At 54.5% G+C, this 20,065-nt stretch carries 16 protein-coding genes, 4 tRNA genes and 1 other RNA gene; 1 reads left to right on the top strand and 20 read right to left on the bottom strand.

Translation table 11 applies throughout. From position 1 onward, the window contains the following. Nucleotide 1 precedes the first annotated feature (1 nt). Entirely contained in the window at nucleotides 2-1,195 is a 1,194-nt protein-coding gene (gene hemY / locus EBA31_RS26510; RefSeq protein ID WP_116691461.1) for a protoheme IX biogenesis protein HemY, read from the top strand. Nucleotides 1,196-2,007: 812 nt separating this feature from the next. Here the strand turns inward: hemY and EBA31_RS26505 are convergent. From EBA31_RS26505 to trxA, 20 genes are all read right to left on the bottom strand, one after another. After that, nucleotides 2,008-2,136, bottom strand: a non-coding RNA gene (locus EBA31_RS26505) — RtT sRNA. Between the two features lie 31 nt (nucleotides 2,137-2,167). Further along, nucleotides 2,168-2,244, bottom strand: a tRNA-Pro gene (locus tag EBA31_RS26500). Nucleotides 2,245-2,318: 74 nt separating this feature from the next. After that, nucleotides 2,319-2,405: transfer RNA gene (locus EBA31_RS26495), tRNA-Leu, on the bottom strand. A gap of 43 nt (nucleotides 2,406-2,448) precedes the next feature. Next, nucleotides 2,449-2,524: transfer RNA gene (locus EBA31_RS26490), tRNA-His, on the bottom strand. 62 nt (nucleotides 2,525-2,586) lie between these two features. Beyond that, nucleotides 2,587-2,663, bottom strand: a tRNA-Arg gene (locus EBA31_RS26485). A 135-nt stretch (nucleotides 2,664-2,798) separates the two neighbouring features. Further along, nucleotides 2,799-4,202, bottom strand: a complete 1,404-nt coding sequence (locus tag EBA31_RS26480; protein WP_020824761.1) for an amino acid permease — start codon at nucleotides 4,200-4,202, stop codon at nucleotides 2,799-2,801. Between the two features lie 367 nt (nucleotides 4,203-4,569). Next, nucleotides 4,570-5,310: a lipopolysaccharide N-acetylmannosaminouronosyltransferase gene (gene wecG, locus EBA31_RS26475; RefSeq protein ID WP_122080556.1), complete on the bottom strand. Its 741-nt coding sequence runs from the start codon at nucleotides 5,308-5,310 to the stop codon at nucleotides 4,570-4,572. Between the two features lie 14 nt (nucleotides 5,311-5,324). Next, on the bottom strand, nucleotides 5,325-6,701 hold the full coding sequence (gene wzyE, locus EBA31_RS26470; protein ID WP_020824759.1) for an ECA oligosaccharide polymerase: 1,377 nt from the start codon (nucleotides 6,699-6,701) through the stop codon (nucleotides 5,325-5,327). Beyond that, nucleotides 6,698-7,783, bottom strand: coding sequence for a TDP-N-acetylfucosamine:lipid II N-acetylfucosaminyltransferase (locus EBA31_RS26465; protein WP_122080555.1), 1,086 nt, complete (start codon nucleotides 7,781-7,783; stop codon nucleotides 6,698-6,700). The genes wzyE and EBA31_RS26465 overlap by 4 nt, the downstream gene beginning before the upstream one ends. Continuing rightward, a complete protein-coding gene (wzxE, locus tag EBA31_RS26460) occupies nucleotides 7,780-9,030 on the bottom strand; it encodes a lipid III flippase WzxE (protein ID WP_020824757.1) in 1,251 nt (416 codons plus the stop codon). The genes EBA31_RS26465 and wzxE overlap by 4 nt, the downstream gene beginning before the upstream one ends. Nucleotide 9,031: 1 nt before the next feature. Beyond that, entirely contained in the window at nucleotides 9,032-10,162 is a 1,131-nt protein-coding gene (rffA, locus tag EBA31_RS26455) for a dTDP-4-amino-4,6-dideoxygalactose transaminase (RefSeq protein WP_122080554.1), read from the bottom strand. Beyond that, a complete protein-coding gene (rffC, locus tag EBA31_RS26450) occupies nucleotides 10,149-10,880 on the bottom strand; it encodes a dTDP-4-amino-4,6-dideoxy-D-galactose acyltransferase (protein WP_122080553.1) in 732 nt (243 codons plus the stop codon). Before rffC ends, rffA begins: the two co-directional genes overlap by 14 nt. Then, complete coding sequence (rfbA, locus tag EBA31_RS26445) at nucleotides 10,858-11,739, bottom strand: glucose-1-phosphate thymidylyltransferase RfbA (RefSeq protein ID WP_020824754.1); 882 nt, start codon at nucleotides 11,737-11,739, stop codon at nucleotides 10,858-10,860. The genes rffC and rfbA overlap by 23 nt, the downstream gene beginning before the upstream one ends. Before the next feature lie 48 nt (nucleotides 11,740-11,787). Continuing rightward, nucleotides 11,788-12,861, bottom strand: a complete 1,074-nt coding sequence (gene rffG / locus EBA31_RS26440; protein ID WP_185959358.1) for a dTDP-glucose 4,6-dehydratase — start codon at nucleotides 12,859-12,861, stop codon at nucleotides 11,788-11,790. Continuing rightward, the gene (wecC, locus tag EBA31_RS26435) at nucleotides 12,852-14,114 is read right to left on the bottom strand and encodes a UDP-N-acetyl-D-mannosamine dehydrogenase (RefSeq protein ID WP_122080552.1); all 1,263 of its coding nucleotides are present in this window, start codon (nucleotides 14,112-14,114) and stop codon (nucleotides 12,852-12,854) included. Before wecC ends, rffG begins: the two co-directional genes overlap by 10 nt. Further along, nucleotides 14,111-15,244 carry a non-hydrolyzing UDP-N-acetylglucosamine 2-epimerase gene (gene wecB, locus EBA31_RS26430; RefSeq protein ID WP_122080551.1) on the bottom strand — a complete coding sequence of 378 codons (1,134 nt, stop codon included), beginning with the start codon at nucleotides 15,242-15,244 and terminating at the stop codon, nucleotides 14,111-14,113. The genes wecC and wecB overlap by 4 nt, the downstream gene beginning before the upstream one ends. Before the next feature lie 84 nt (nucleotides 15,245-15,328). Then, nucleotides 15,329-16,381 (bottom strand): ECA polysaccharide chain length modulation protein, encoded by a 1,053-nt coding sequence (gene wzzE, locus EBA31_RS26425; protein ID WP_122080550.1) that lies wholly within the window; start codon nucleotides 16,379-16,381, stop codon nucleotides 15,329-15,331. A gap of 20 nt (nucleotides 16,382-16,401) precedes the next feature. Further along, complete coding sequence (gene wecA / locus EBA31_RS26420; RefSeq protein ID WP_122080549.1) at nucleotides 16,402-17,499, bottom strand: UDP-N-acetylglucosamine--undecaprenyl-phosphate N-acetylglucosaminephosphotransferase; 1,098 nt, start codon at nucleotides 17,497-17,499, stop codon at nucleotides 16,402-16,404. 315 nt (nucleotides 17,500-17,814) lie between these two features. Then, nucleotides 17,815-19,074: a transcription termination factor Rho gene (gene rho, locus EBA31_RS26415; RefSeq protein ID WP_004950874.1), complete on the bottom strand. Its 1,260-nt coding sequence runs from the start codon at nucleotides 19,072-19,074 to the stop codon at nucleotides 17,815-17,817. A 577-nt stretch (nucleotides 19,075-19,651) separates the two neighbouring features. Beyond that, a complete protein-coding gene (gene trxA / locus EBA31_RS26410) occupies nucleotides 19,652-19,978 on the bottom strand; it encodes a thioredoxin TrxA (RefSeq protein WP_020824748.1) in 327 nt (108 codons plus the stop codon). Nucleotides 19,979-20,065: the final 87 nt, after the last annotated feature.

Genomic DNA, 20,065 nt, shown 5'->3' with positions numbered 1-20,065 from the left:
CATGTTACGCGTGCTATTTCTGTTCCTGGTGCTGATCGCCAGCGTGGTGGTTGGGCCGATGTTGGCCGGCCATCAGGGCTATGTGCTGATTCAGACCGATAACTACAATATCGAAACCAGCGTCACCGGCCTGGTGATCATGGGTATCTTGCTGTTTGTGGTGCTGCTGGTGATCGAGTGGATCCTGCGTCGCATCTTCAGTACCAGCGCGCGCACTCGCGGCTGGTTCCTGGGCCGCAAACGCAGCCGTGCGCGCAAGCAGACCAAGGCCGCGCTGATCAAACTGGCCGAAGGTGATTACAAGCAGGTTGAAAAACTGCTGACGCGCAATGCCGATCACGCCGAACAACCGGTGGTGAACTACCTGCTGGCCGCGGAGGCCGCACAGCAACGGGGTGACGATTTCCGTACCAATCAGTATCTCGAACGCGCCGCCGAAGCCGCCGACACCGACCAGTTGCCGGTAGACATCACCCGCGTGCGCATCCAACTGGCTCAGGGTGAAAACCATGCGGCACGCCACGGTGTCGATCGCCTGCTTAATCAGGCCCCGCGTCATCCGGAAGTGCTGCGACTGGCGGAAATGGCCTATCTGCGCACCGGCGCTTTTGCCTCATTGCTGGAGATCCTGCCGTCGATGAGCAAGATCAATCTGCACAGCGAGGCTGAGCTGCAGGCGCTGCAACAGCAGGCCTACATTGGCCTGATGAATCAGGCGATGGCGGATGAGGGCAGCGATGGCCTGAAACGCTGGTGGAAAGATCAGAGCCGCAAAATCCGGCATGAGGTGCCGTTGCAAATCGCGATGGTTGAGCACCTGATCGAATGCAATGACCATGAACTGGCGCAAGAAATCGTGCTCGACAGCCTCAAGCGTCAGTATGACGAACGCCTGGTGTTGCTGATCCCGCGTCTGAAGTCCGGCAACCCGCAACAGCTGGAGAAAGCGTTGCGTCAGCAGGTGAAGCAGCATGGTGCCACACCACTGCTAAACAGCACCCTGGGCCAGTTGCTGATGAAGCACGGCGAATGGCAGGCGGCGGCCGATGCATTCCGGGAAGCACTGAAACAGCGCCCTGACGCCTACGATTACGCTTGGTTGGCTGACGTGCTGGAGAAGCTGCACCGCTCGGATGAAGCCGCACAGATGCGTCGTGAAGGCCTGATGCTAACGTTGAAGCAGAACGGCGAATAACGCACAATGCACTGTCTTCAAGGCGCGCCCACAGGTCGCGCCTTTTTTATCTAACATTGTTTATACCCAAGATAGTTAGAGTCACAGCAAGGCGGCAAGCTCACGAATCCCCAGGAGCTTGGTCAACCAAGTGACTGGGGTGAGAGCGCGCAGTCAACGCAGCTGTGGCTTCAAATATGATGGGTATTAGGCAAAAAAAAACACTTGCCGCGGTGGCAAGTGTATAAAAAAGCAATCAGGTCTAGGACAACAGGGGCGGTGCCTCACTCAACGTTATGCCCGGAGTGTGATGTCGACCATTGCAAGCAACGCCGTCATCGTTCTGGTGGGCAATAGGCACCCTAAATCGGCTCTGCGTCATTCCCAGGGTTTATGAAGCCTAAGGCGAACATAAGAGGTGGAATGAGCATCTACATAGTGGATATTGCACTTGGCGTGCCAACTTTGGGAAAAACGCATCACCCCTTCAGGTGAATAGCCTAATAAGCTGAATTAAAACAGATTTAATCTCAGCACTTCGTTTCATTCCGCTCACTGCCCTTTCTGCTGCTATCACCTGACGTCTACAGATATGTCGCCTTAAAACGACGACTTAAGCCAAAGTCATTTTTATTAAATAAAATCAATATATTAAATGTCTCAAGCTGACGACAATGCGGCATGCCGATGTCGCCGGAAGCCAACACCAAGCCAAAAGCGTCCTGGCGGGATACGATAGCTAGCGGGCAGAGGCAAAACCAGAGCAGGAGGGCGTAAAGCGGAATGTCAGAAAGCAAAAAGCCCGTTCATTGCTGAACGGGCTTTTCTGAATGTGGTCAGCGAGAGAGGATGACTTGCATCTGCGATGCCGCCCTACGGGCCGTTGCTAAAGCAACGTTGTCTCGCTGCGCTCGGCTCAAACCTCCTTCGGAGGTGCTCATCCTATAAACTACAGATGTAAAAAAACCCGCTAAAAGCGGGCTTTCTTGAATGTGGTCGGCGAGAGAGGATTCGAACCTCCGACCCACTGGTCCCAAACCAGTTGCGCTACCAAGCTGCGCTACTCGCCGATTTCTTGTTGCAGATACTACTAAATTTTATCGCTTATGTCTATGTAAATATTAAATTTATTAGACATTTTGTGTGGTGCGAAGAGAGGGACTTGAACCCTCACGTCCGTAAGAACACTAACACCTGAAGCTAGCGCGTCTACCAATTCCGCCACCTTCGCACAGTCACAAAACAGCTTAAAATTCTTCACTTCTCTTAGGAAGTGGGGTGGCTAATGGGACTCGAACCCACGACAACTGGAATCACAATCCAGGGCTCTACCAACTGAGCTATAGCCACCATTACTTCTTAACTACTTCACGCGGTAATACTACCACCGCAGCTCTTGCACACAAACTTAATGGTGCGCCCGACAGGATTCGAACCTGAGACCTCTGCCTCCGGAGGGCAGCGCTCTATCCAGCTGAGCTACGGGCGCATAGCGCCGTTGCGGGAGGGGATACTACGGATTTAACCCAATCCTGTCTAGTGCTTTTTCGCAGAAATGTTGTGTTTGATTACGCTTTGCTCACTCCCGCGCAGGAAAGCGCTATCCGTAGCCCCTTTTCACCGGTTATTGCTGTGTTTCTGTCCGTTTTTCAGCCGGATGATGTTTCTTGTGCATGCCGAAAGCAAAGTAGCACAGGCTGACTGCCGCTAAGAAAATCGCCCCGACCAGCAAAGAAATTCGCGTATCCGGGTTAATTCCCATGCCGATCAGCACGCAGACCAAGAAAGCGATGGTCAGATAGTTCACATAGGGGAACATAATCGACTTAAAGCTGTGGGTTTTAATCGCTTCCTTATGGGCACGACGGAAATACAGTTGGCTAATCAGCACCACGAACCACGGCACCATGCCCGGCAACACGCTGGCGCTGTAGACATAGACAAACACCGCCTGCGGATTGGGAATGAGGTAATTCAATCCGGAACCGACTAACAGACAGGCAATGGTCACGGCGATACAGTTAACCGGCACGCCGTTGGCGGACAGCTTGGTCAACGACGCCGGCAACTGCCGGTTTTTAGCCAGTGCGTACAGCATACGGCCACCGCTGTACATCCCGCTGTTACAGCCTGAAAGCGCAGCCGTGAGCACCACAAAGTTAATGATACCGGCGGCAGCGACAATACCGATCTTGGCAAAGGTCAGCACGAAGGGGCTACCTGCGGTGCCAATGCCGTTCCAGGGGAAAATGGTGACGATGACAAAAATGGCACCGACGTAGAAGATCAGGATACGCCACAGGATATTGTTAATCGCACGCTTCAGAGTCACCTGCGGGTTTTTGGCTTCACCGGCGGTGATCCCCACCAGTTCAACGCCCTGATAGGACGCCACAACAATACAGAGCGCGAACAGGAAGCCCTTCCAGCCGCCGGCAAAGAAACCGCCGTGCTCGGTCAGGTTGGCAAAGCCAATCGGCTGCCCGCCATTCCCGAAGCCAAAGAAGATCACCCCCAACCCCACCAAAATCATCACAATGATGGTGGTAACCTTGATCATGGCAAACCAGAACTCCAGCTCGCCGTACAGACGCACGGCGGCCAGGTTGGCCAGCGCTACCATCGCCACGGCGATCAACGCCGGTATCCACTGCGGGATTTCCGGGAACCAAAACTGCACGTAGACCCCAACGGCGGTGATTTCCGAGATGCCTACGGCAATCCACATAAACCAATAGCCCCAGGCGGTCAGGTAGCCAAAATAGGGATTCATGTATTTATGGGCATAAACGGCAAAGGAGCCCGCGACCGGTTCAAGGAACAGCATTTCGCCCATCGAACGCATAATGAAGAACACGAACAGGCCGGCAATAATATAAGCCAGCAACACCGAAGGCCCCGCCCATTTCAGCGTACTGGCCGAGCCCATAAACAGGCCCACCCCGATGGTGCCCCCCAGAGCAATCAGCTCGATATGCCGGGCTTCCAGCCCCCGGTGTAGGCCTTGCGGTTTTTCTTTGTGTGCCATAAATCCTCAATATTATTTTTTTGATTGTGTTTGCATGCCGGCCGTTACCGGTCGTTATTGTTTTAATGAAAATAGCGTAAAACCTCTCCCGCCGCGTTGGCGGACACCAGCTTGTGATGGGACGATCTTACGGTGAGAAAAACGTCGTTAAGCGCTATCACGTTTTGCGCCAACGCTCAGGGATAATTTCCGGGCGGTATCGTTTCGCATTTTGCCGCTATAAGCAAACCGCAATTTAAAACTTTATGGAATAAATACAGGTGAGTTTATGGGCTGAGGTTATAGGGGTGATGACGAATACGCCATAAAGCAGGTTATTTGAACAATTGGTTGCATCGGGGCGGGATCCTCCGCCCCAACGCAGAGATCACATCTTACCGCGGTAATAGTAGCCGACAAACTTCAGCAGCTTCAGTTGGCGCCCCAGGCGGCTCGGTTGGCTTAGCAGCCGATACAGCCACTCCAGACCTAGGTTCTGCCAAATCTTTGGCGCACGCTTTACGTGCCCGGTGAACACGTCGTAGGTGCCGCCTACGCCCATATAGAGCGCCTGCGGATGCACTTTACGGCAGTCACGCATCAGGATTTCCTGTTTCGGCGAGCCCATGGCTACCGTCACTATGGCGGCACCGCTGCCGCGAATGCGTTCGAACAGCGCATCCCGCTGTTCAGGTTTGAAATAGCCGTCCTGACTGCCCACCAGGTTTACATTCCACTGGCTACGCAGCTTCTGTTCGGTTTCCGCCAGCACCGAGGGTTTGCCGCCAATCAGGAAGACCGGCGTACCCTCGCGCCCGGCGCGCTGCATCAACGCTTCCCACAGGTCAGCTCCTGCGACGCGCGATACCTCTGCCTCCGGGTATTTACGGCGGATCGAACGCACCATGCTGATCCCGTCCGCATACTTGTATTCGGCTTCATCCAGCAAGGCGTGCAGCGCAGTATCTTCTTCCGCCTTGAGGATCTTTTCGGCATTCATCGCGACCAGCGTGCCCTGCTTTACCCGGCCGCCGTCAAACAGAAAATCCAGGCATTGCGCCATATCGCGAAATCCCCACAGGCTGAAACCGCGCAGCTCATATTGGGGAACCGAAATCTTTGCTTCCATCGTTATTATTACCCTTACAGAAGGCCGTCGACCCGAACGGATGATGGCGTCGATGCCAGCGTACGCGTACGCCGCACCCGTGCCTTAATCAACCCGGCAGTGTCAAACAGCCAGTACAACAACTTAGCCATCAGCAGGCAGGCGCCAAAAATAAGGCAGAAGAACACCACTCGCGAGACAAAGGAATCTACCCCTTCGCGCGCCAACACGATGATGTTGAAAACCGCACCGAAGCAGAAACTTTGCAATATCGCGGCCTTATACCGGTTAGGTTCGCTTTTGCCCATCTCATACAGCCAGTCGAACCACTTGATGATCATCCCGACCAGTACCGCGCCAACGGGAATAAACACCGCACCGCCCATCACCACCAGTGAGCCGATAAGCGTGGGTGATATCGCCAGGCCGGAATGGTTATTCAACACTTCCCAGGTGAAATAGTTGGCGCTATTGAGCACCGTGTCCGGTCGCCCCGGCCACAGCCAGGCCGGAATGAACACGTAGAAATCGCGCACTATCGGTGCCAGGCCCTGGAAGTCAATCTTGTCGTAGTTCTGCAGCAACAGCGCCAGGTTTTCCCATGGCGAGAAGGTATCGCGCGTCAGGTAAAGGAAGGTATAGAACGCTTCGGGACCGCTGACGTCCAGGCTGTAGCGCTTTAACGCCAGCCAGAACATGCCGACGATACCAAACACGCCGGCGGCCACCAGCATCCACAACGAGATCCAGCCGCGCACGATGCCGATAAACAGAAACAGCGAGAAGGCAATAATGATATTGGCGCGGGTACCGCCGACTATCACGTAAGTCAGGATGCCAAAGGCTACCGTCGCCGCCAGGAAAAAGAACCAGGCGCGCAGATCTTGCTTCAGGAAATACACCACCAGCATCGCCGGGATGAAGAAATAGAAGAACCGCTTGAGCGCCACCCCGGAGACATCACTGGAGAAAATTTGGCTGTAAGAGTTGAGCTTGAACAGCAGGAAACCGTTTTGCATGAAGAAAATGCCGACGGTCGCCATCGCCACCAGCGCCAGCAGCATCCAGGTCAGATGGGTTTCCACCCGGTTCATGGTGAACACCGGCTTACGCGGTTGCACGCTGCGCTTTCGCAGCCGGGTTTTATAGCTGACGTAATAAATCGCATAAAACGCAGTAGCGGAGAGGATCGCATAGAGTAAAAACTCTACCGGTACCACCTCGACGTCAAACTGAAACACCAGCAGACAGGTCAGCGGGAAACCGAAGTAAAACGTCAGCAAATACAGTAGCGTAAAGAAGACGTTAAAATTGAAACGGACGCGCCTAAACTCCTGGTAAGCCAGCGTCAGAATAAACAGCACGCTCACCAGATAAACGATAAACAACCCGCCAAATTGCGCCAGCGTCATACGTTGTCCCCTGCCGCCAGGGTTAATGCCTGCTGCCAACCATCAACGTAGTTAGGGTTGAAGAAAGCGATGGCCTGTTTATCGACGGATGCCAGTTGGCGTTGCGCTTCACGCACGACCGCCTCATCCAGCGAATCGCCATAGAACAGCACCGGCAGATGTTGCTCCGCCAGATCCTGCCAGAACGGGTTCTGACGGCTCAGCACAAAGGGCACGCCAAACTGGATCAGAAGACACAGCGTGCCTATGCCCTGCTGGCGGTTAAAAATAAAGTAACCGAGATCGCACTCGCGCAGGATATTCAGGTAATCGTCGAACGCCACCTGCTGCGTCAGCACCTGCAGGTTCCTGGCGCTGAACAGCTCTAGCCCGGCGCTGCGCACCTGTTCAATATAGGCGTCGTTATTGGCCGGGTAGCCCATCGGCAGGATCACCCGCACCTCGGCGCCAAACTGCTGATGAATCGCTTTCAACGCCTCAATATGACGGTTGGTACGATCGCCAGAGTTCCCCACCAGAATGGTCATCGGCCCGGCCAGGTTTTTCTCTACCTCAATGCCGGTTAACGCCGGATCCATCCGCGTCGGGAAATACAACAGAGAGGCCGGTACGCGGGCATGACGCTGCTGGTAATGAATAATATCACCGCGGGTCGCGAACACGTGTCTCACTCTGCCCTGCGCAATACGGCGCAGCAAATAGAACAGGCGGAATTTCCAACTGGTGGCGTTTTCATACAAATCAGCGCCCCAGATATGCCAACTCACCTGATCGGCCTTGATTTTACCGCTCAGCAACGCCAGCCACAGCGTAGGGTTAAACTGGCCGTGCAGGAAGAAACGCTGATTGCGATCGGCCTGCGCGCGGGCGATGACCGCCATCGCCAGACTTTTCTTGTCCGGATGGCATTCAATGCTCAGCTCGGGGAACCCCCCTAACGCAGCGGCATCTTTGGCAGCCACCATAAAATGACGCGTCTGCTCGGACGGCAGGCGTTTCGCCAACACATCGTTGAAGAAACGCAGCACCGTCTGATTGTGATGCGGGATGTCAGATCCCAATACGTGAATCAGTGTCGTCATACTCGTCTACGGTAAAGAATAAATACGCAGCTACAGAGCGTGAAGTACACGATGTAGGTTGCCATGTAGGCCTGTGCCGCTCCCAGCGCACCATGCAGCGGTATCAACCAATGCGAGAACAGCGTTAACAGCAGGAACTGACTGACTTCGGTCAGGATATAAAAACGCAGCGACGCCTTGGCAATCACCAGATAGCCGAACACATAGGCGCCCACTTTCAGTACGTCCCCTACCAGTTGCCAGGCAAACAGATCGCGCATCGCGACGAATTTGTCCGTGAACAGCAACCAGATGGCGAAGTCGCGCAGTAACCAGACCGTGAAACTCGCCGCCGCTACTGCGGGCAGTACAAATTTTAAGGAGCGCACAATCTCTTGAGAGATGGCGCTTTTTTCCTTCAATCGCGACAGCGTTGGCAGCAGATAAACGGTAAATGAGGCGGTGATAAACTGCAGGTAAGCGTCGGAGATGCTGCTGACGCCCTGCCAAATCCCGACCTCATCCCAACTGTAATGGCTGGCCAGCAGGTTACGCATCATCACATAGGCCACCGGCAGCGTCACTGATGTGATCAATGCCATGATGGTGAACTTGCCAAGATGGCTGGCTAACGCCTTGTCCCATGCCAATGCCAAATAGCGCAGCGGCAAGGTTTTGCGCCGCCACAGCATAAAACCTGCGGGCAACACCACCAAGGCCGGCACCAGTGCCAACCCCGCCAGCGCGCCTTCGTAGCCGCCCAGCTTAAAGCACAGGTAGTAAGCCACCACGCCAATCAGGCTACCGCCAATCACCGCCAGCGCGTTGCCCATCGCATCGCGGTAGCCTTTCAGCACCGCCATAAACAGGTTGGCATAGGCGATACCCATCTGAATAAAGGCTACCGCCCGCACCACGCCGACATAGTCAGCATGGCCGAACAACCCGATACTGATAGGCTCCGCCGCAAACAGAAACACCAGCGCCAGCAGCGTGGAAAAGCCCAGCACGATGCTTGACGCCGTTCCAACAGCCAGCCGTAACCGCTGCGGATCCTGATGATATTCAGCTACGTACTTGGTGATGCCGTTAAAAATCCCGGCACCGGACAGCACGCCCAGCACGGTAATCAGCTGACGGAAGTTGCCCGCCTGTCCAACCCCGCTGGGGCCAAACGCTACCGCCAGCAGTTTCACTACCAGCAGCCCCGCGCCAATCTTGATCAGCGTGGAGCCTGCGGTCCAAATTGATGCTTTTGCCAGCGACATATCAGGCGCAGAAGCTAAGAATGGTATTGATCACCGTACGTTGAGTGACATCAGACATATTGTAGAACAACGGCAGACGCACCAGACGCGCACTTTCCTGGCTGGTGAAGCGGTCTTCGCCGGAAAAACGGCCAAAACGATCGCCCGCCGGGCAGTCGTGCAGCGCGATGTAATGGAACACCGCCATGATTTCCGCTTCTTTCAGATAATCGATAAAGGCCGTGCGATCTTCAATATCACGCAGTTTGATATAGAACATGTGCGCATTATGCACGCAGTCCGCCGGGATGGTCGGCAGCACAATACGGCCGGCGTTTGCCAACGGCAGCAGGCTGTCATAATAGGTCTGCCACAGTGCCAGACGACGCTGGTTGATGCGGTCAGCCGCTTCGAGCTGGCCCCAGAGATAGGCAGCCTGCAAATCTGACATCAGATAGCTGGAACCGATATCGCGCCAGGTATACTTGTCCACCTGCCCACGGAAGAACTGGCTGCGGTTGGTGCCTTTCTCACGAATGACTTCTGCCCGGTCGATCAGCGCCGGATCGTTGATCAGCGTTGCGCCGCCCTCACCGCCGGCAGTGTAGTTTTTGGTTTCGTGGAAGCTAAAACAGCCAATATGACCAATGGTACCGAGCGCTTTTCCCTTGTAAGTGGACATCACACCCTGCGCGGCGTCTTCTACCACCCGCAGGTTATATTTTTTCGCCAGCGCCATGATGGTGTCCATCTCGCAGGCCACCCCGGCGTAATGCACCGGCACGATAGCGCGTGTCTTATCGGTGATAGCCGCTTCGATTTTAGTCTCATCGATGTTCATGGTATCCGGACGCAGATCGACAAACACCACGGTGGCCCCGCGCAGCACGAAGGCATTGGCGGTTGAAACAAAGGTGAAGCTCGGCATGATCACTTCATCACCCGGCTGAATATCCAGCAGGATAGCCGCCATCTCCAGCGACGCGGTACAGGACGGCGTCAACAGCACCTTCGGGCTGCCAAAACGCTGTTCCATCCACTGTTGGCAACGGCGAGTAAAACCACCATCTCCGCACAGCTTGCCGCTGTCCATCGCAGCCTGCATATAGTCAAGTTCAGTGCCAACAACCGGCGGAGCGTTAAATGGGATCATGTTTTCCTCTGTATAACCAATACGAGGTGCTTTCAATAACAGCACCCTGTCGTTGATAGAGCCGTAATGCGGCGATATTGCCGAGCTGTGTCGCCACCCGCAGACGCATCCGCGAGTCTTTCCGACACTCTGCAATGGCCGCCGCCATTAATCGCGCACCAATACCTTTACCTGACGCGCCGGGGAAAGCTGCCAGCAGGCCGATTCTAACCTCTTGGCCGCCGATATCACGCAGGCTGACAAAGCCCTCCGGCTGACCGGCTTCGTCCAGTGCCAACAGGCATTGGTGATCGAAGGTTCCCAGTACCGCTTTTTCGATCCAGGCGGCATAGAAACGCCCGCTATCCTGAACGTCGTACCAAGGGGCCCGAAAACGGCTGGCGGTGAACACATTGGCCGCCGCCGCACGCAATACCGGAATATCCTCCGGCACTGCCAGGCGAATCGCCGGCGGTAACGCACTCTGCGACGATGCACATTCCGTGCCGATATTCAGCAACAGATCGACCTCAGCCTCAACCAGTTGGAAACCCAGACCCGACAATGCGTCCGCCCAGGCGGTTTGGTGCGCCGGGATTTTAGCTTGCACCAAGGCGTAGGCTGCCAGACCGGCCTCGGTCAACGCCGGGGCCGTGGTGGAAAAGTTGAGTTTGGCGCTGCCAAGAGCGAAAAATTCGCTTTCCCAGGCTAAGGGCTCAATATTGGCGTGGACGCGCATGCAATAAATCCAGCAGATACTTGCCGTAACCGGTTTTGACCAGCGCCTGTGCGGCACGTTTCACACCGTCATCATCCAGCCAACCGTTGCGCCAGGCGATCTCTTCCAGGCAGGCAATTTTAAAGCCCTGGCGTTTTTCCACCGTCTGCACGAAGCTGCTGGCTTCCAGCAGGCTGTCATGAGTACCGGTATCCAGCCAGGCGAAACCGCGGCCCAGCAGTTCAACGGTCAGTTCGCCACGCTCCAGATACATCTGGTTAATGCTGGTAATTTCCAGCTCGCCACGGGAGGAAGGCTTGACCTGTTTGGCAAACTCCACCACCTGACTGTCGTAGAAGTACAGGCCGGTCACCGCCCAGTTGGACTTGGGCTCGGCAGGCTTTTCTTCGATCGATAAAGCGCGGAAGTTATCGTCAAACTCCACCACCCCAAAACGTTCGGGATCCATCACCTGGTAGCCGAACACGGTCGCGCCCTGGGTACGTGCAGCGACCGTTTTTAGTTTCGGGCTAAACCCTTGACCAAAATAGATATTGTCGCCTAACACCAGACAGCTCGGCTCGCCGGCCAGGAACTCTTCACCGATCAGAAACGCCTGAGCCAGACCATCGGGGCTGGGTTGTTCGGCATAGCTGAGATTAATGCCAAACTCTTCGCCGTTACCCAACAGACGTCTGAATGAAGGGAGGTCTTCCGGTGTGGAAATAATCAGAATGTCGCGGATCCCGGCTAACATCAGCACCGACAGCGGATAGTAAATCATCGGCTTGTCGTAGATCGGGAGCAACTGCTTGGATACGCCGCGAGTAATTGGATGCAAACGTGTACCGGATCCACCCGCCAGAATAATACCTTTCATACTCACTCCAGAATCCACTGGGCCACCACTCAGGCAGCCCGGGTAAACTTAGTCGGATAAACCTAAACGCTCACCCGCATAGGAACCATCCTGAACGCGACGCCACCAGGTTTCATTGTTCAGGTACCAGGAAACCGTTTTGCGAATGCCGCTTTCAAAGGTTTCTTGCGGGTGCCAGCCCAGCTCCCGGTCAATTTTCCCGGCGTCGATCGCATAGCGCATATCATGGCCCGGGCGATCCTTGACGTAAGTGATCAGATCGCGGTATTGCGCCACGCCCTGCGGTTTGTTCGGCGCCAGTTCTTCCAGCAGATCGCAAATGGTATGCACTACTTCAATATTCTTGCGCTCGTTGTGACCACCGATATTGTAGGTTTCCCCTACCACACCTTCGGTAACGACCTGATACAACGCGCGCGCATGGTCTTCGACATACAGCCAGTCACGCACCTGCGCACCGTTGCCATACACCGGCAACGGTTTGCCGGCAACGGCATTGAGGATCACCAGCGGGATAAGTTTTTCCGGGAAGTGGTACGGGCCGTAGTTGTTGGAACAGTTGGTGACCAACGTCGGCAAGCCATAGGTCCGCAGCCAGGCGCGGACCAGATGGTCGCTGGACGCCTTGGAGGCCGAATACGGGCTGCTTGGCGAGTAAGGCGTGGTTTCGGTGAACAAGTCATCCGTACCGTGCAAGTCGCCATACACTTCGTCGGTGGAGATATGGTGGAAACGGAAGCTCTGCTTCTTCTCCGCCTCCAGCGGATGCCAATAATGACGGGCCGCCTCCAGCAGGGTATAGGTCCCCACCACGTTAGTCTCGATAAAGGCCGCCGGGCCATCAATCGAACGATCGACATGGCTTTCCGCCGCCAGGTGCATGACCACATCCGGCTGATATTGGGCAAACACCCGATCCAATGCCGCGCGATCGCAGATATCCACCTGCTCGAACGAATAGCGTTCGCTATCAGCAATCACCGCAAGCGATTCCAGGTTGCCGGCGTAAGTCAGCTTATCCACCACCACAACGCTGTCCCGCGTGGCTTCAATAATATGCCTGACGACCGCGGAACCGATAAAACCGGCGCCCCCAGTGACTAAAATACGTTTCAACGCCATACCCCTTTGGTATCTACTACCCAGGATTGCGTGATCTCTTCCGGCCTGATTGCCTTGAATTGCTTATGATCGACCAACATCACGATCACGTCCGCCTGCTGCAACGCGTCGGCCATCGCTTTCAGCGTCACATGGCCCGCCAGCGATTTCGGCAGTTGCTCAACGTTCGGCTCCACCACCAGGGTTTCACCCACGTGCCAATCAGCAATTAAATGCGCCACTTCCACCGCCGGGCTTTCGCGCAGGTCGTCGATATTCGGCTTGAATGCCAGGCCGAAGCAGGCAATTTTCACTTCCGACGCACGCTTATCGGTGGCAGCCAGACAATCAGCCACTGCGGCTTTCACACGATCAACCACCCACAGCGGTTTTCCGTCATTCACCAGGCGCGCGGTATGAATCAAACGCGCCTGCTGCGGATTTTGCGAGACAATAAACCAAGGGTCGACCGCAATACAGTGGCCGCCGACGCCGGGGCCAGGCTGCAAAATATTGACCCGCGGATGGCGATTCGCCAGGCGGATAAGCTCCCAGACATTGATGCCCTGATCGGCACAAATCAACGACAGCTCATTGGCAAAGGCGATATTCACATCGCGGAAGCTATTTTCGGTCAGCTTGCACATCTCAGCGGTGCGTGAATTGGTAATCACACACTCGCCCTCGAGGAAAATCTTGTACAGCTCGCTGGCGCGCTCCGAGCATTTTGGCGTCATACCGCCAATCACCCGATCGTTTTGAATCAGCTCAACCATCACCTGCCCCGGCAGCACGCGCTCCGGACAGTAGGCAATGTTCACATCAGCGGCCTCACCGGCCTGCTGCGGGAAACTAAGATCGCTACGCGCTTCTGCCAGCCACTGCGCCATCTGTTCGGTCGCGCCCACCGGCGAGGTGGACTCCAGGATCACCAGATCGCCTTTTTTCAGCACCGGCGCCAAAGACTTGGCGGCGGCCTCGACATACGCCAGATCCGGCTCATGGTCGCCTTTAAACGGCGTCGGTACCGCAATCAGGAAAGCATCCGCTGCCAGAGGTTTGGTCACCGCCTGCAGATAGCCGCCGTCGACCGCGTCTTTCACCACTCTATCCAGGTCGGGTTCAACGATATGGATCGCACCACGGTTAATGGTATCCACCGCATGTTGGTTAACATCTACGCCCACCACTTTTTTCTTGCGGGAGGCAAACGCCGCCGCCGTTGGCAGACCGATATAACCCAGGCCGATAACCGAAATAGTGTTAAAACTCATAGTGTCACCTGATGATTCTTCAAAGCTTCCAGAATACGCTGGCAGGCATGCCCGTCACCGTAAGGGTTATGCGCCCGGCTCATGGCGTGATATTCGTTTTCGTCCGTCAGCAGCCGGTTAACCGCATCAACAATTTTTGCTACGTCGGTACCCACCAGCCGCACCGTGCCAGAATCTACCGCCTCCGGCCGCTCGGTGGTGTCACGCATCACCAGCACCGGCTTACCTAATGATGGTGCCTCCTCCTGAATGCCGCCAGAGTCGGTCAGGATCATATATGACTTGGCCATCAGATAGACAAAGGGCAAATAATCCTGGGGATCTATCAGGATGATATTATCAATCCCTTTCAGAATGCGGTTGACCGGCTCGCTGACGTTGGGGTTGAGATGCACCGGATACACCACCTGCACTTCAGGATGAGTACGGGCAATTTCTGCCAGCGCGCTGCAAATTCGCTCGAACCCACCGCCAAAGCTTTCGCGGCGATGCCCAGTTACCAGAATCAACTTTTTGTTGTCGGCATCCAGGAACGGGTAGCGTTGAGCCAGGCTGTCATGCAAGGCCGCATCACCCATCACCCGATCGCGTACCCAGAACAACGCGTCGATTACCGTGTTGCCTGTGACGAAGATATGATCGTCCGGTAACAGTTCGCGCAACAGGTTCTGTCGCGAGTTTTCCGTCGGGGCAAAATGGTACATCGCCAGATGGCCGGTCAGCTTGCGGTTAGCCTCTTCCGGCCACGGGGAGTAAAGGTCGCCGGTACGCAGGCCCGCCTCTACATGCCCTACCGGGATACGCTGATAAAATGCCGCCAGGCTGGTGGCCAGCGTGGTGGTGGTGTCGCCATGAACCAACACCACATCCGGTTTGAATTCCTCAAGAACACCTTTCAGGCCTTCAAGGATGCGGCAGGTGATCTCACTTAATCCCTGGCCGGGTTTCATGATGTTCAGATCGTAATCAGGCACTATCTCAAATAACCGCAATACCTGATCCAACATCTCACGATGCTGTGCCGTCACGCAGACTCTTGATTCAAAGGCTTCATCCTGAGCCAGGGCATGTACCAGCGGTGCCATTTTGATGGCTTCAGGTCTGGTGCCGAAAACAGTCAACACTTTCACAGCGAATCTCTTTTGGTCGGTTAACCGCAGGCGAACCTGCGAATTGGGCGCTCTCACGCCCATCAGCGAATTATTATATTATTTTTATTTACGCGGCCGACGCACCAGGGCAACACCTGCGCCAACCAAAGCGCCCATCGCGCCCCACATGATCAACCAGAATACACGACGTGGGCTGTCACGTTTTACCGGCTCTTCCGGGGTCCGCAAATAGCGGTAAGTCTGAAATTTCTCGTCCAGCGTTGGGCCAACGTTCAGGGTCGCCAGCATCGCGCGATTTTGGTCGTAGTCCAAATCAAAGGTTGGGCCCGAAGCCTGTAATCCTTCCAGACGCGCCTGCAGCATAGGCTTGCCCAGCAGGAACAAATCGGAGTCTGGCAGCTGTTCTGCCGGGGTATCGGTCTGAGTCCGGCTAATGCCCTGCGTCTCGGCAATTTTTAACGCCTGTTGGATTGTGTTCAGCTCACGCTTGTACACGGCCTCTGCCACCGCTTCCTGGCGCTTGACCTGCGCCTTCATCGACGTGGTACGAGCCGCCCAGGCACCCTGGATCTCTTCGTTTAAATGCTGAGCCGCGCGGTGGCTGGCAAACGCTACGTACTGACGCAGCAGGCGATTGGCATCTACCGCCGTTTCCGCCGTCAGTTTCACACCGTCGTTCGGCACTTTTTTGTCGTCACGCGGCGTAAACTGGATATTGTTAATCAGCTCGTCGAGCAAGGCCGCATCGGCGCCCGCGTCGCCTTCCTGGCGCTGTTTGTAATAATCGCTCTGCAGCCAGAAATCTCGGCGCGTATCGTAAGCCGCCAACTGCATAATAAATTCATTATAGGCTTCGTCAGCGATGCCCGGTTGCTCGGTAGACGCCGCCGGCAAAGTACGCACATCCAGATTACGCAGGAACTGTTGCTGGGAATAATACCCCCCCAACGCATTCACCGTTGGCCGATCGGTAATCGCCGCCGCGCTCCACTCCTGTTTCACCAGGTAGGACACCACCAGCGCCACTACGGCGAACAGTACCGCAATACCGATAATCCATGACTTACCGCGCCACAGGGTACAGCACAGGCCGCGAATATCGAGTTCGTTATCCACTGCCGGGATAGTCTTGTCAGACGTTGTTTCTGGATTCATCACTGCCCAAAAGCCTCTGGTTAGGATTCTTGCTTATTGTCGTTCGAACGGCGCAGGCGCCGTTTGATACGCTTAATGTAACGTGCAACACGCCAGGCGCGCTTAATGCAGTAACCGTACAAGAAGAAGGCAAGCAAAAATAATGCCAACATTACCCATTCAGGGATAAAAGTAAGACGTTCGCCGATCACGCCGATGGCCGCCAGCAGCGCCGCCGCCAGGGTAATCAGCACGAAGGCCTGCCGTGGCGTAAAGCCAGCGCGCATAATCAGATGGTGAATGTGTTGACGGTCTGGGGAGAAGGGGCTCATCCCTTTGCGTAAGCGTCGATACATGATCGCAATCATGTCCATCAATGGAATAGCGATAATCCACAGGGCGGTAACAGGATTGATGGAATGGGCTTTACCCTGTGAACTTTGCAGCAGCAGCCAAATTGCGGTGAAACCGATCAGCGTACTGCCGGCATCCCCCATAAACACCTTGTAACGTCGGCCAAGAATGCCGAGGTTAAGCAGGATATAAGGAACGATAGCGGCAATCATCGCGAAGCACCAGAAGGCCAAATCGGAGTGGCCGCTCAGGTACAACAGCACGCCCAGCGCACCGAAAGAAACGCACGAAAGCCCGCCCAGCAGGCCATCAATGCCGTCTACCATGTTAAAGGCGTTGATAGCCGCCCAAACGGCAAACAGCGTGACCAGATAGCCGAACGGCCCCAGTTGCATTTCCCAGTCGCCAAGCACATGACCAAAACTGCGCAGGTAGAGCCCGGCAAACACCATCATCGCAATGCCGACCAATGCCTGGACCAGCGCACGAATTTTAACGCTGATATCGAAACGATCGTCGAGAGCACCAACAAACACTAATAACCCCGCACAGGCGATGTAGAGTTTTCCGTGCGCAATCGTTTGGTCAGAGATCAAGAAAGCGAAGCACAGCCCGGCGTAAACAGAAATACCTCCGACAAGCGGGATTAACCCCTGATGACGTTTGCGGTAATTAGGTTTATCAACCAGTCCAATACGTTTTGCTGCTTTGCGAGCAACAAAGAGAAAAGCCAAGGAAAACAGGAAAACAAATAGAATTTCAGTACTCATAGTGAGTAAGTTCACAGTTAACAAGATCTCTGTAGAAGATAAGGCAGCTTAACACGGGCGACAGGTCGCGCCATGAGGTCCCGCTACCTTTCAGTCATTTCCTATGACAACAGCCATTCATTCTTATTCCAACGCTTCTGTCTGCCGTTTAAACAGTAACAATGTGCGAACGACGAAACGCCGACCGCAAATAAGATGAATTCTCAGTAAGCCATGAAAATAACTTACGTTTCCATTTCTGTTACTTATCGTATCTGCCAAAAGCAAAAAACGCCACGACTAGGCGTGGCGTTCTCTGAATTTTTTACTCAATTATGAGCGCATCGTCATTTATGAGCGCTTCATCATATCGAAGAATTCATCGTTGGTTTTGGTCATGGCCAACTTGTTAATGAGGAATTCCATTGCGTCAATTTCGCCCATTGGGTGAATAATTTTACGCAGGATCCACATTTTCTGCAGTTCTTCAGACGTGGTGAGTAATTCTTCTTTACGGGTACCGGAGCGGTTGTAGTCAATCGCAGGGAATACGCGCTTCTCGGCGATTTTACGCGCCAGATGCAATTCCATGTTGCCGGTACCTTTAAACTCTTCGTAGATAACCTCGTCCATTTTCGACCCGGTGTCGACCAGCGCGGTAGCGATGATGGTCAGGCTGCCGCCTTCCTCAACGTTACGTGCCGCACCGAAGAAACGCTTGGGACGATGCAGGGCGTTGGCATCCACACCACCGGTCAACACTTTACCGGAAGCCGGTACCACGGTGTTGTAGGCACGCGCCAGGCGAGTGATGGAGTCGAGCAGGATGATAACGTCTTTCTTGTGCTCAACCAGGCGCTTGGCCTTCTCGATCACCATTTCTGCAACCTGGACGTGGCGGGAAGCCGGCTCGTCAAAGGTAGAAGCGATAACTTCGCCCTTCACCAGACGCTGCATCTCGGTAACTTCTTCCGGGCGTTCGTCAATCAGCAGAACCATCAACACGCAGTCTGGATGGTTGTAAGCGATGCTTTGTGCAATGTTCTGCAGCAGCATGGTTTTACCGGCTTTCGGCGGAGCAACAATCAGACCACGCTGACCACGGCCAATCGGCGAGGCCAGATCCAGCACGCGAGCCGTCAGGTCTTCGGTTGAACCGTTACCGCGTTCCATCCGCAGACGGGAGTTGGCATGCAGTGGGGTTAAGTTCTCGAACAGGATCTTGCTGCGGGCGTTTTCCGGTTTGTCGTAGTTAACTTCGTTAACTTTCAACAGGGCAAAGTAGCGCTCGCCTTCTTTTGGCGGACGAATCTTACCGGAAACGGAGTCACCTGTACGGAGGTTAAAACGGCGGATTTGGCTGGGGGATACGTAGATGTCGTCGGGGCCTGCAAGGTAGGAGCTGTCTCCAGAGCGGAGGAAACCAAATCCATCCTGCAATATCTCCAACACGCCATCGCCGAAGATATCTTCTCCACTTTTCGCATGCTGCTTAAGGATAGAGAAGATAATGTCCTGCTTGCGCATGCGGGCAAGGTTTTCCAGCCCCATATTTTCGCCGAGAGTAATCAGCTCAGAAACCGGCGTATTCTTTAATTCGGTAAGATTCATAGTGGTGGGTTCTTAAACTCGGGGTATGTCTCGAACTTGTATCGTGAATGGTATGGCAGCGGGATATATCTTTCGTCTTTCTGGTGGTTGCCTTGGCCTTCCTTGCTTACCCCGCCACTTAGCGGACTAAGCTGCAGAGATTCGTTCGGTTGCCGACGGGCCACACCTTGAAATCCTTTGGATATTCGTGCCTGTTTACTGGACGTTCGATCGCCGGGCGCTGAGCCGTCACGGTAAGAAATGGCTTACAGAGGACGCGCGCATTGACGGTTTAAGATCGAAGGTACCTTAAAATTGATTTTGCAAAACCGTTTGATTGTTAAAACACGGGCTGAGTTCATTTTTTCTTTCAACGCCAGCGGTTCAACACAGAGTAAAGCTTTAGATTTAGACTCTTTAGATTTAAAACTTCGGGCAAGTTCTATATGCAGTATGGTTAAACTTAACACGCTTCTTGGCAGGCGTCTAGCGGTGAATTGAACATCCCCGCTAGACGCCTGTATATCCCCGCAGTCTCTCACTTCGCGGCTTTTTTACCGCGACGTCAGACCCCTTGGGCATAGGGCATCCCGCCCGATTACAGATTCGCGTTAAGGAAATCTTTGAGCTGGCCTTTGGACAGCGCACCAACCTTGGTCGCGGCCACTTCACCGTTCTTGAACAGCAACAGCGTAGGGATACCACGGATACCGTACTTAGGTGCGGTTGCCGGGTTTTGGTCGATATTCAGCTTGGTGATGGTCAGCTTGCCTTCGAACTCCTCGGCAATCTCATCCAGAATCGGAGCAATCATCTTGCACGGTCCACACCATTCAGCCCAGAAATCGACCAGGATTGGCCCTTCAGCTTTCAGCACGTCGTTTTCGAAGCTGCCGTCAGTCAGGTGAATAATTTTATCGCTCATGTTCTACTCCAAAGGATTGTGTCTACCTTGTTGGTGTAGCATTAACCAACCTAAGGTGACTTTATTTCACCGGATACGCTTTCGTAA

Source organism: Serratia sp. P2ACOL2 (assembly GCF_003691565.1).
Classification (GTDB): domain Bacteria; phylum Pseudomonadota; class Gammaproteobacteria; order Enterobacterales; family Enterobacteriaceae; genus Serratia; species Serratia liquefaciens.
This window is presented reverse-complemented; position numbering and strand designations above follow the sequence as displayed.

What these genes read in the sequence shown, in the direction of transcription:
- wecC (WP_122080552.1), bottom strand. Translation starts at nt 14,114, where the DNA reads ATGAGTTTTAACACTATTTCGGTTATCGGCCTGGGTTATATCGGTCTG.
- wecG (WP_122080556.1), bottom strand. Translation starts at nt 5,310, where the DNA reads ATGGAAGCAAAGATTTCGGTTCCCCAATATGAGCTGCGCGGTTTCAGC.
- wzyE (WP_020824759.1), bottom strand. Translation starts at nt 6,701, where the DNA reads ATGACGCTGGCGCAATTTGGCGGGTTGTTTATCGTTTATCTGGTGAGC.
- rffA (WP_122080554.1), bottom strand. Translation starts at nt 10,162, where the DNA reads ATGATCCCATTTAACGCTCCGCCGGTTGTTGGCACTGAACTTGACTAT.
- rffG (WP_185959358.1), bottom strand. Translation starts at nt 12,861, where the DNA reads ATGGCGTTGAAACGTATTTTAGTCACTGGGGGCGCCGGTTTTATCGGT.
- EBA31_RS26480 (WP_020824761.1), bottom strand. Translation starts at nt 4,202, where the DNA reads ATGGCACACAAAGAAAAACCGCAAGGCCTACACCGGGGGCTGGAAGCC.
- rho (WP_004950874.1), bottom strand. Translation starts at nt 19,074, where the DNA reads ATGAATCTTACCGAATTAAAGAATACGCCGGTTTCTGAGCTGATTACT.
- rffC (WP_122080553.1), bottom strand. Translation starts at nt 10,880, where the DNA reads ATGCGCGTCCACGCCAATATTGAGCCCTTAGCCTGGGAAAGCGAATTT.
- trxA (WP_020824748.1), bottom strand. Translation starts at nt 19,978, where the DNA reads ATGAGCGATAAAATTATTCACCTGACTGACGGCAGCTTCGAAAACGAC.
- EBA31_RS26465 (WP_122080555.1), bottom strand. Translation starts at nt 7,783, where the DNA reads ATGACGACACTGATTCACGTATTGGGATCTGACATCCCGCATCACAAT.
- wzzE (WP_122080550.1), bottom strand. Translation starts at nt 16,381, where the DNA reads ATGAATCCAGAAACAACGTCTGACAAGACTATCCCGGCAGTGGATAAC.
- wzxE (WP_020824757.1), bottom strand. Translation starts at nt 9,030, where the DNA reads ATGTCGCTGGCAAAAGCATCAATTTGGACCGCAGGCTCCACGCTGATC.
- hemY (WP_116691461.1), top strand. Translation starts at nt 2, where the DNA reads ATGTTACGCGTGCTATTTCTGTTCCTGGTGCTGATCGCCAGCGTGGTG.
- rfbA (WP_020824754.1), bottom strand. Translation starts at nt 11,739, where the DNA reads ATGAAAGGTATTATTCTGGCGGGTGGATCCGGTACACGTTTGCATCCA.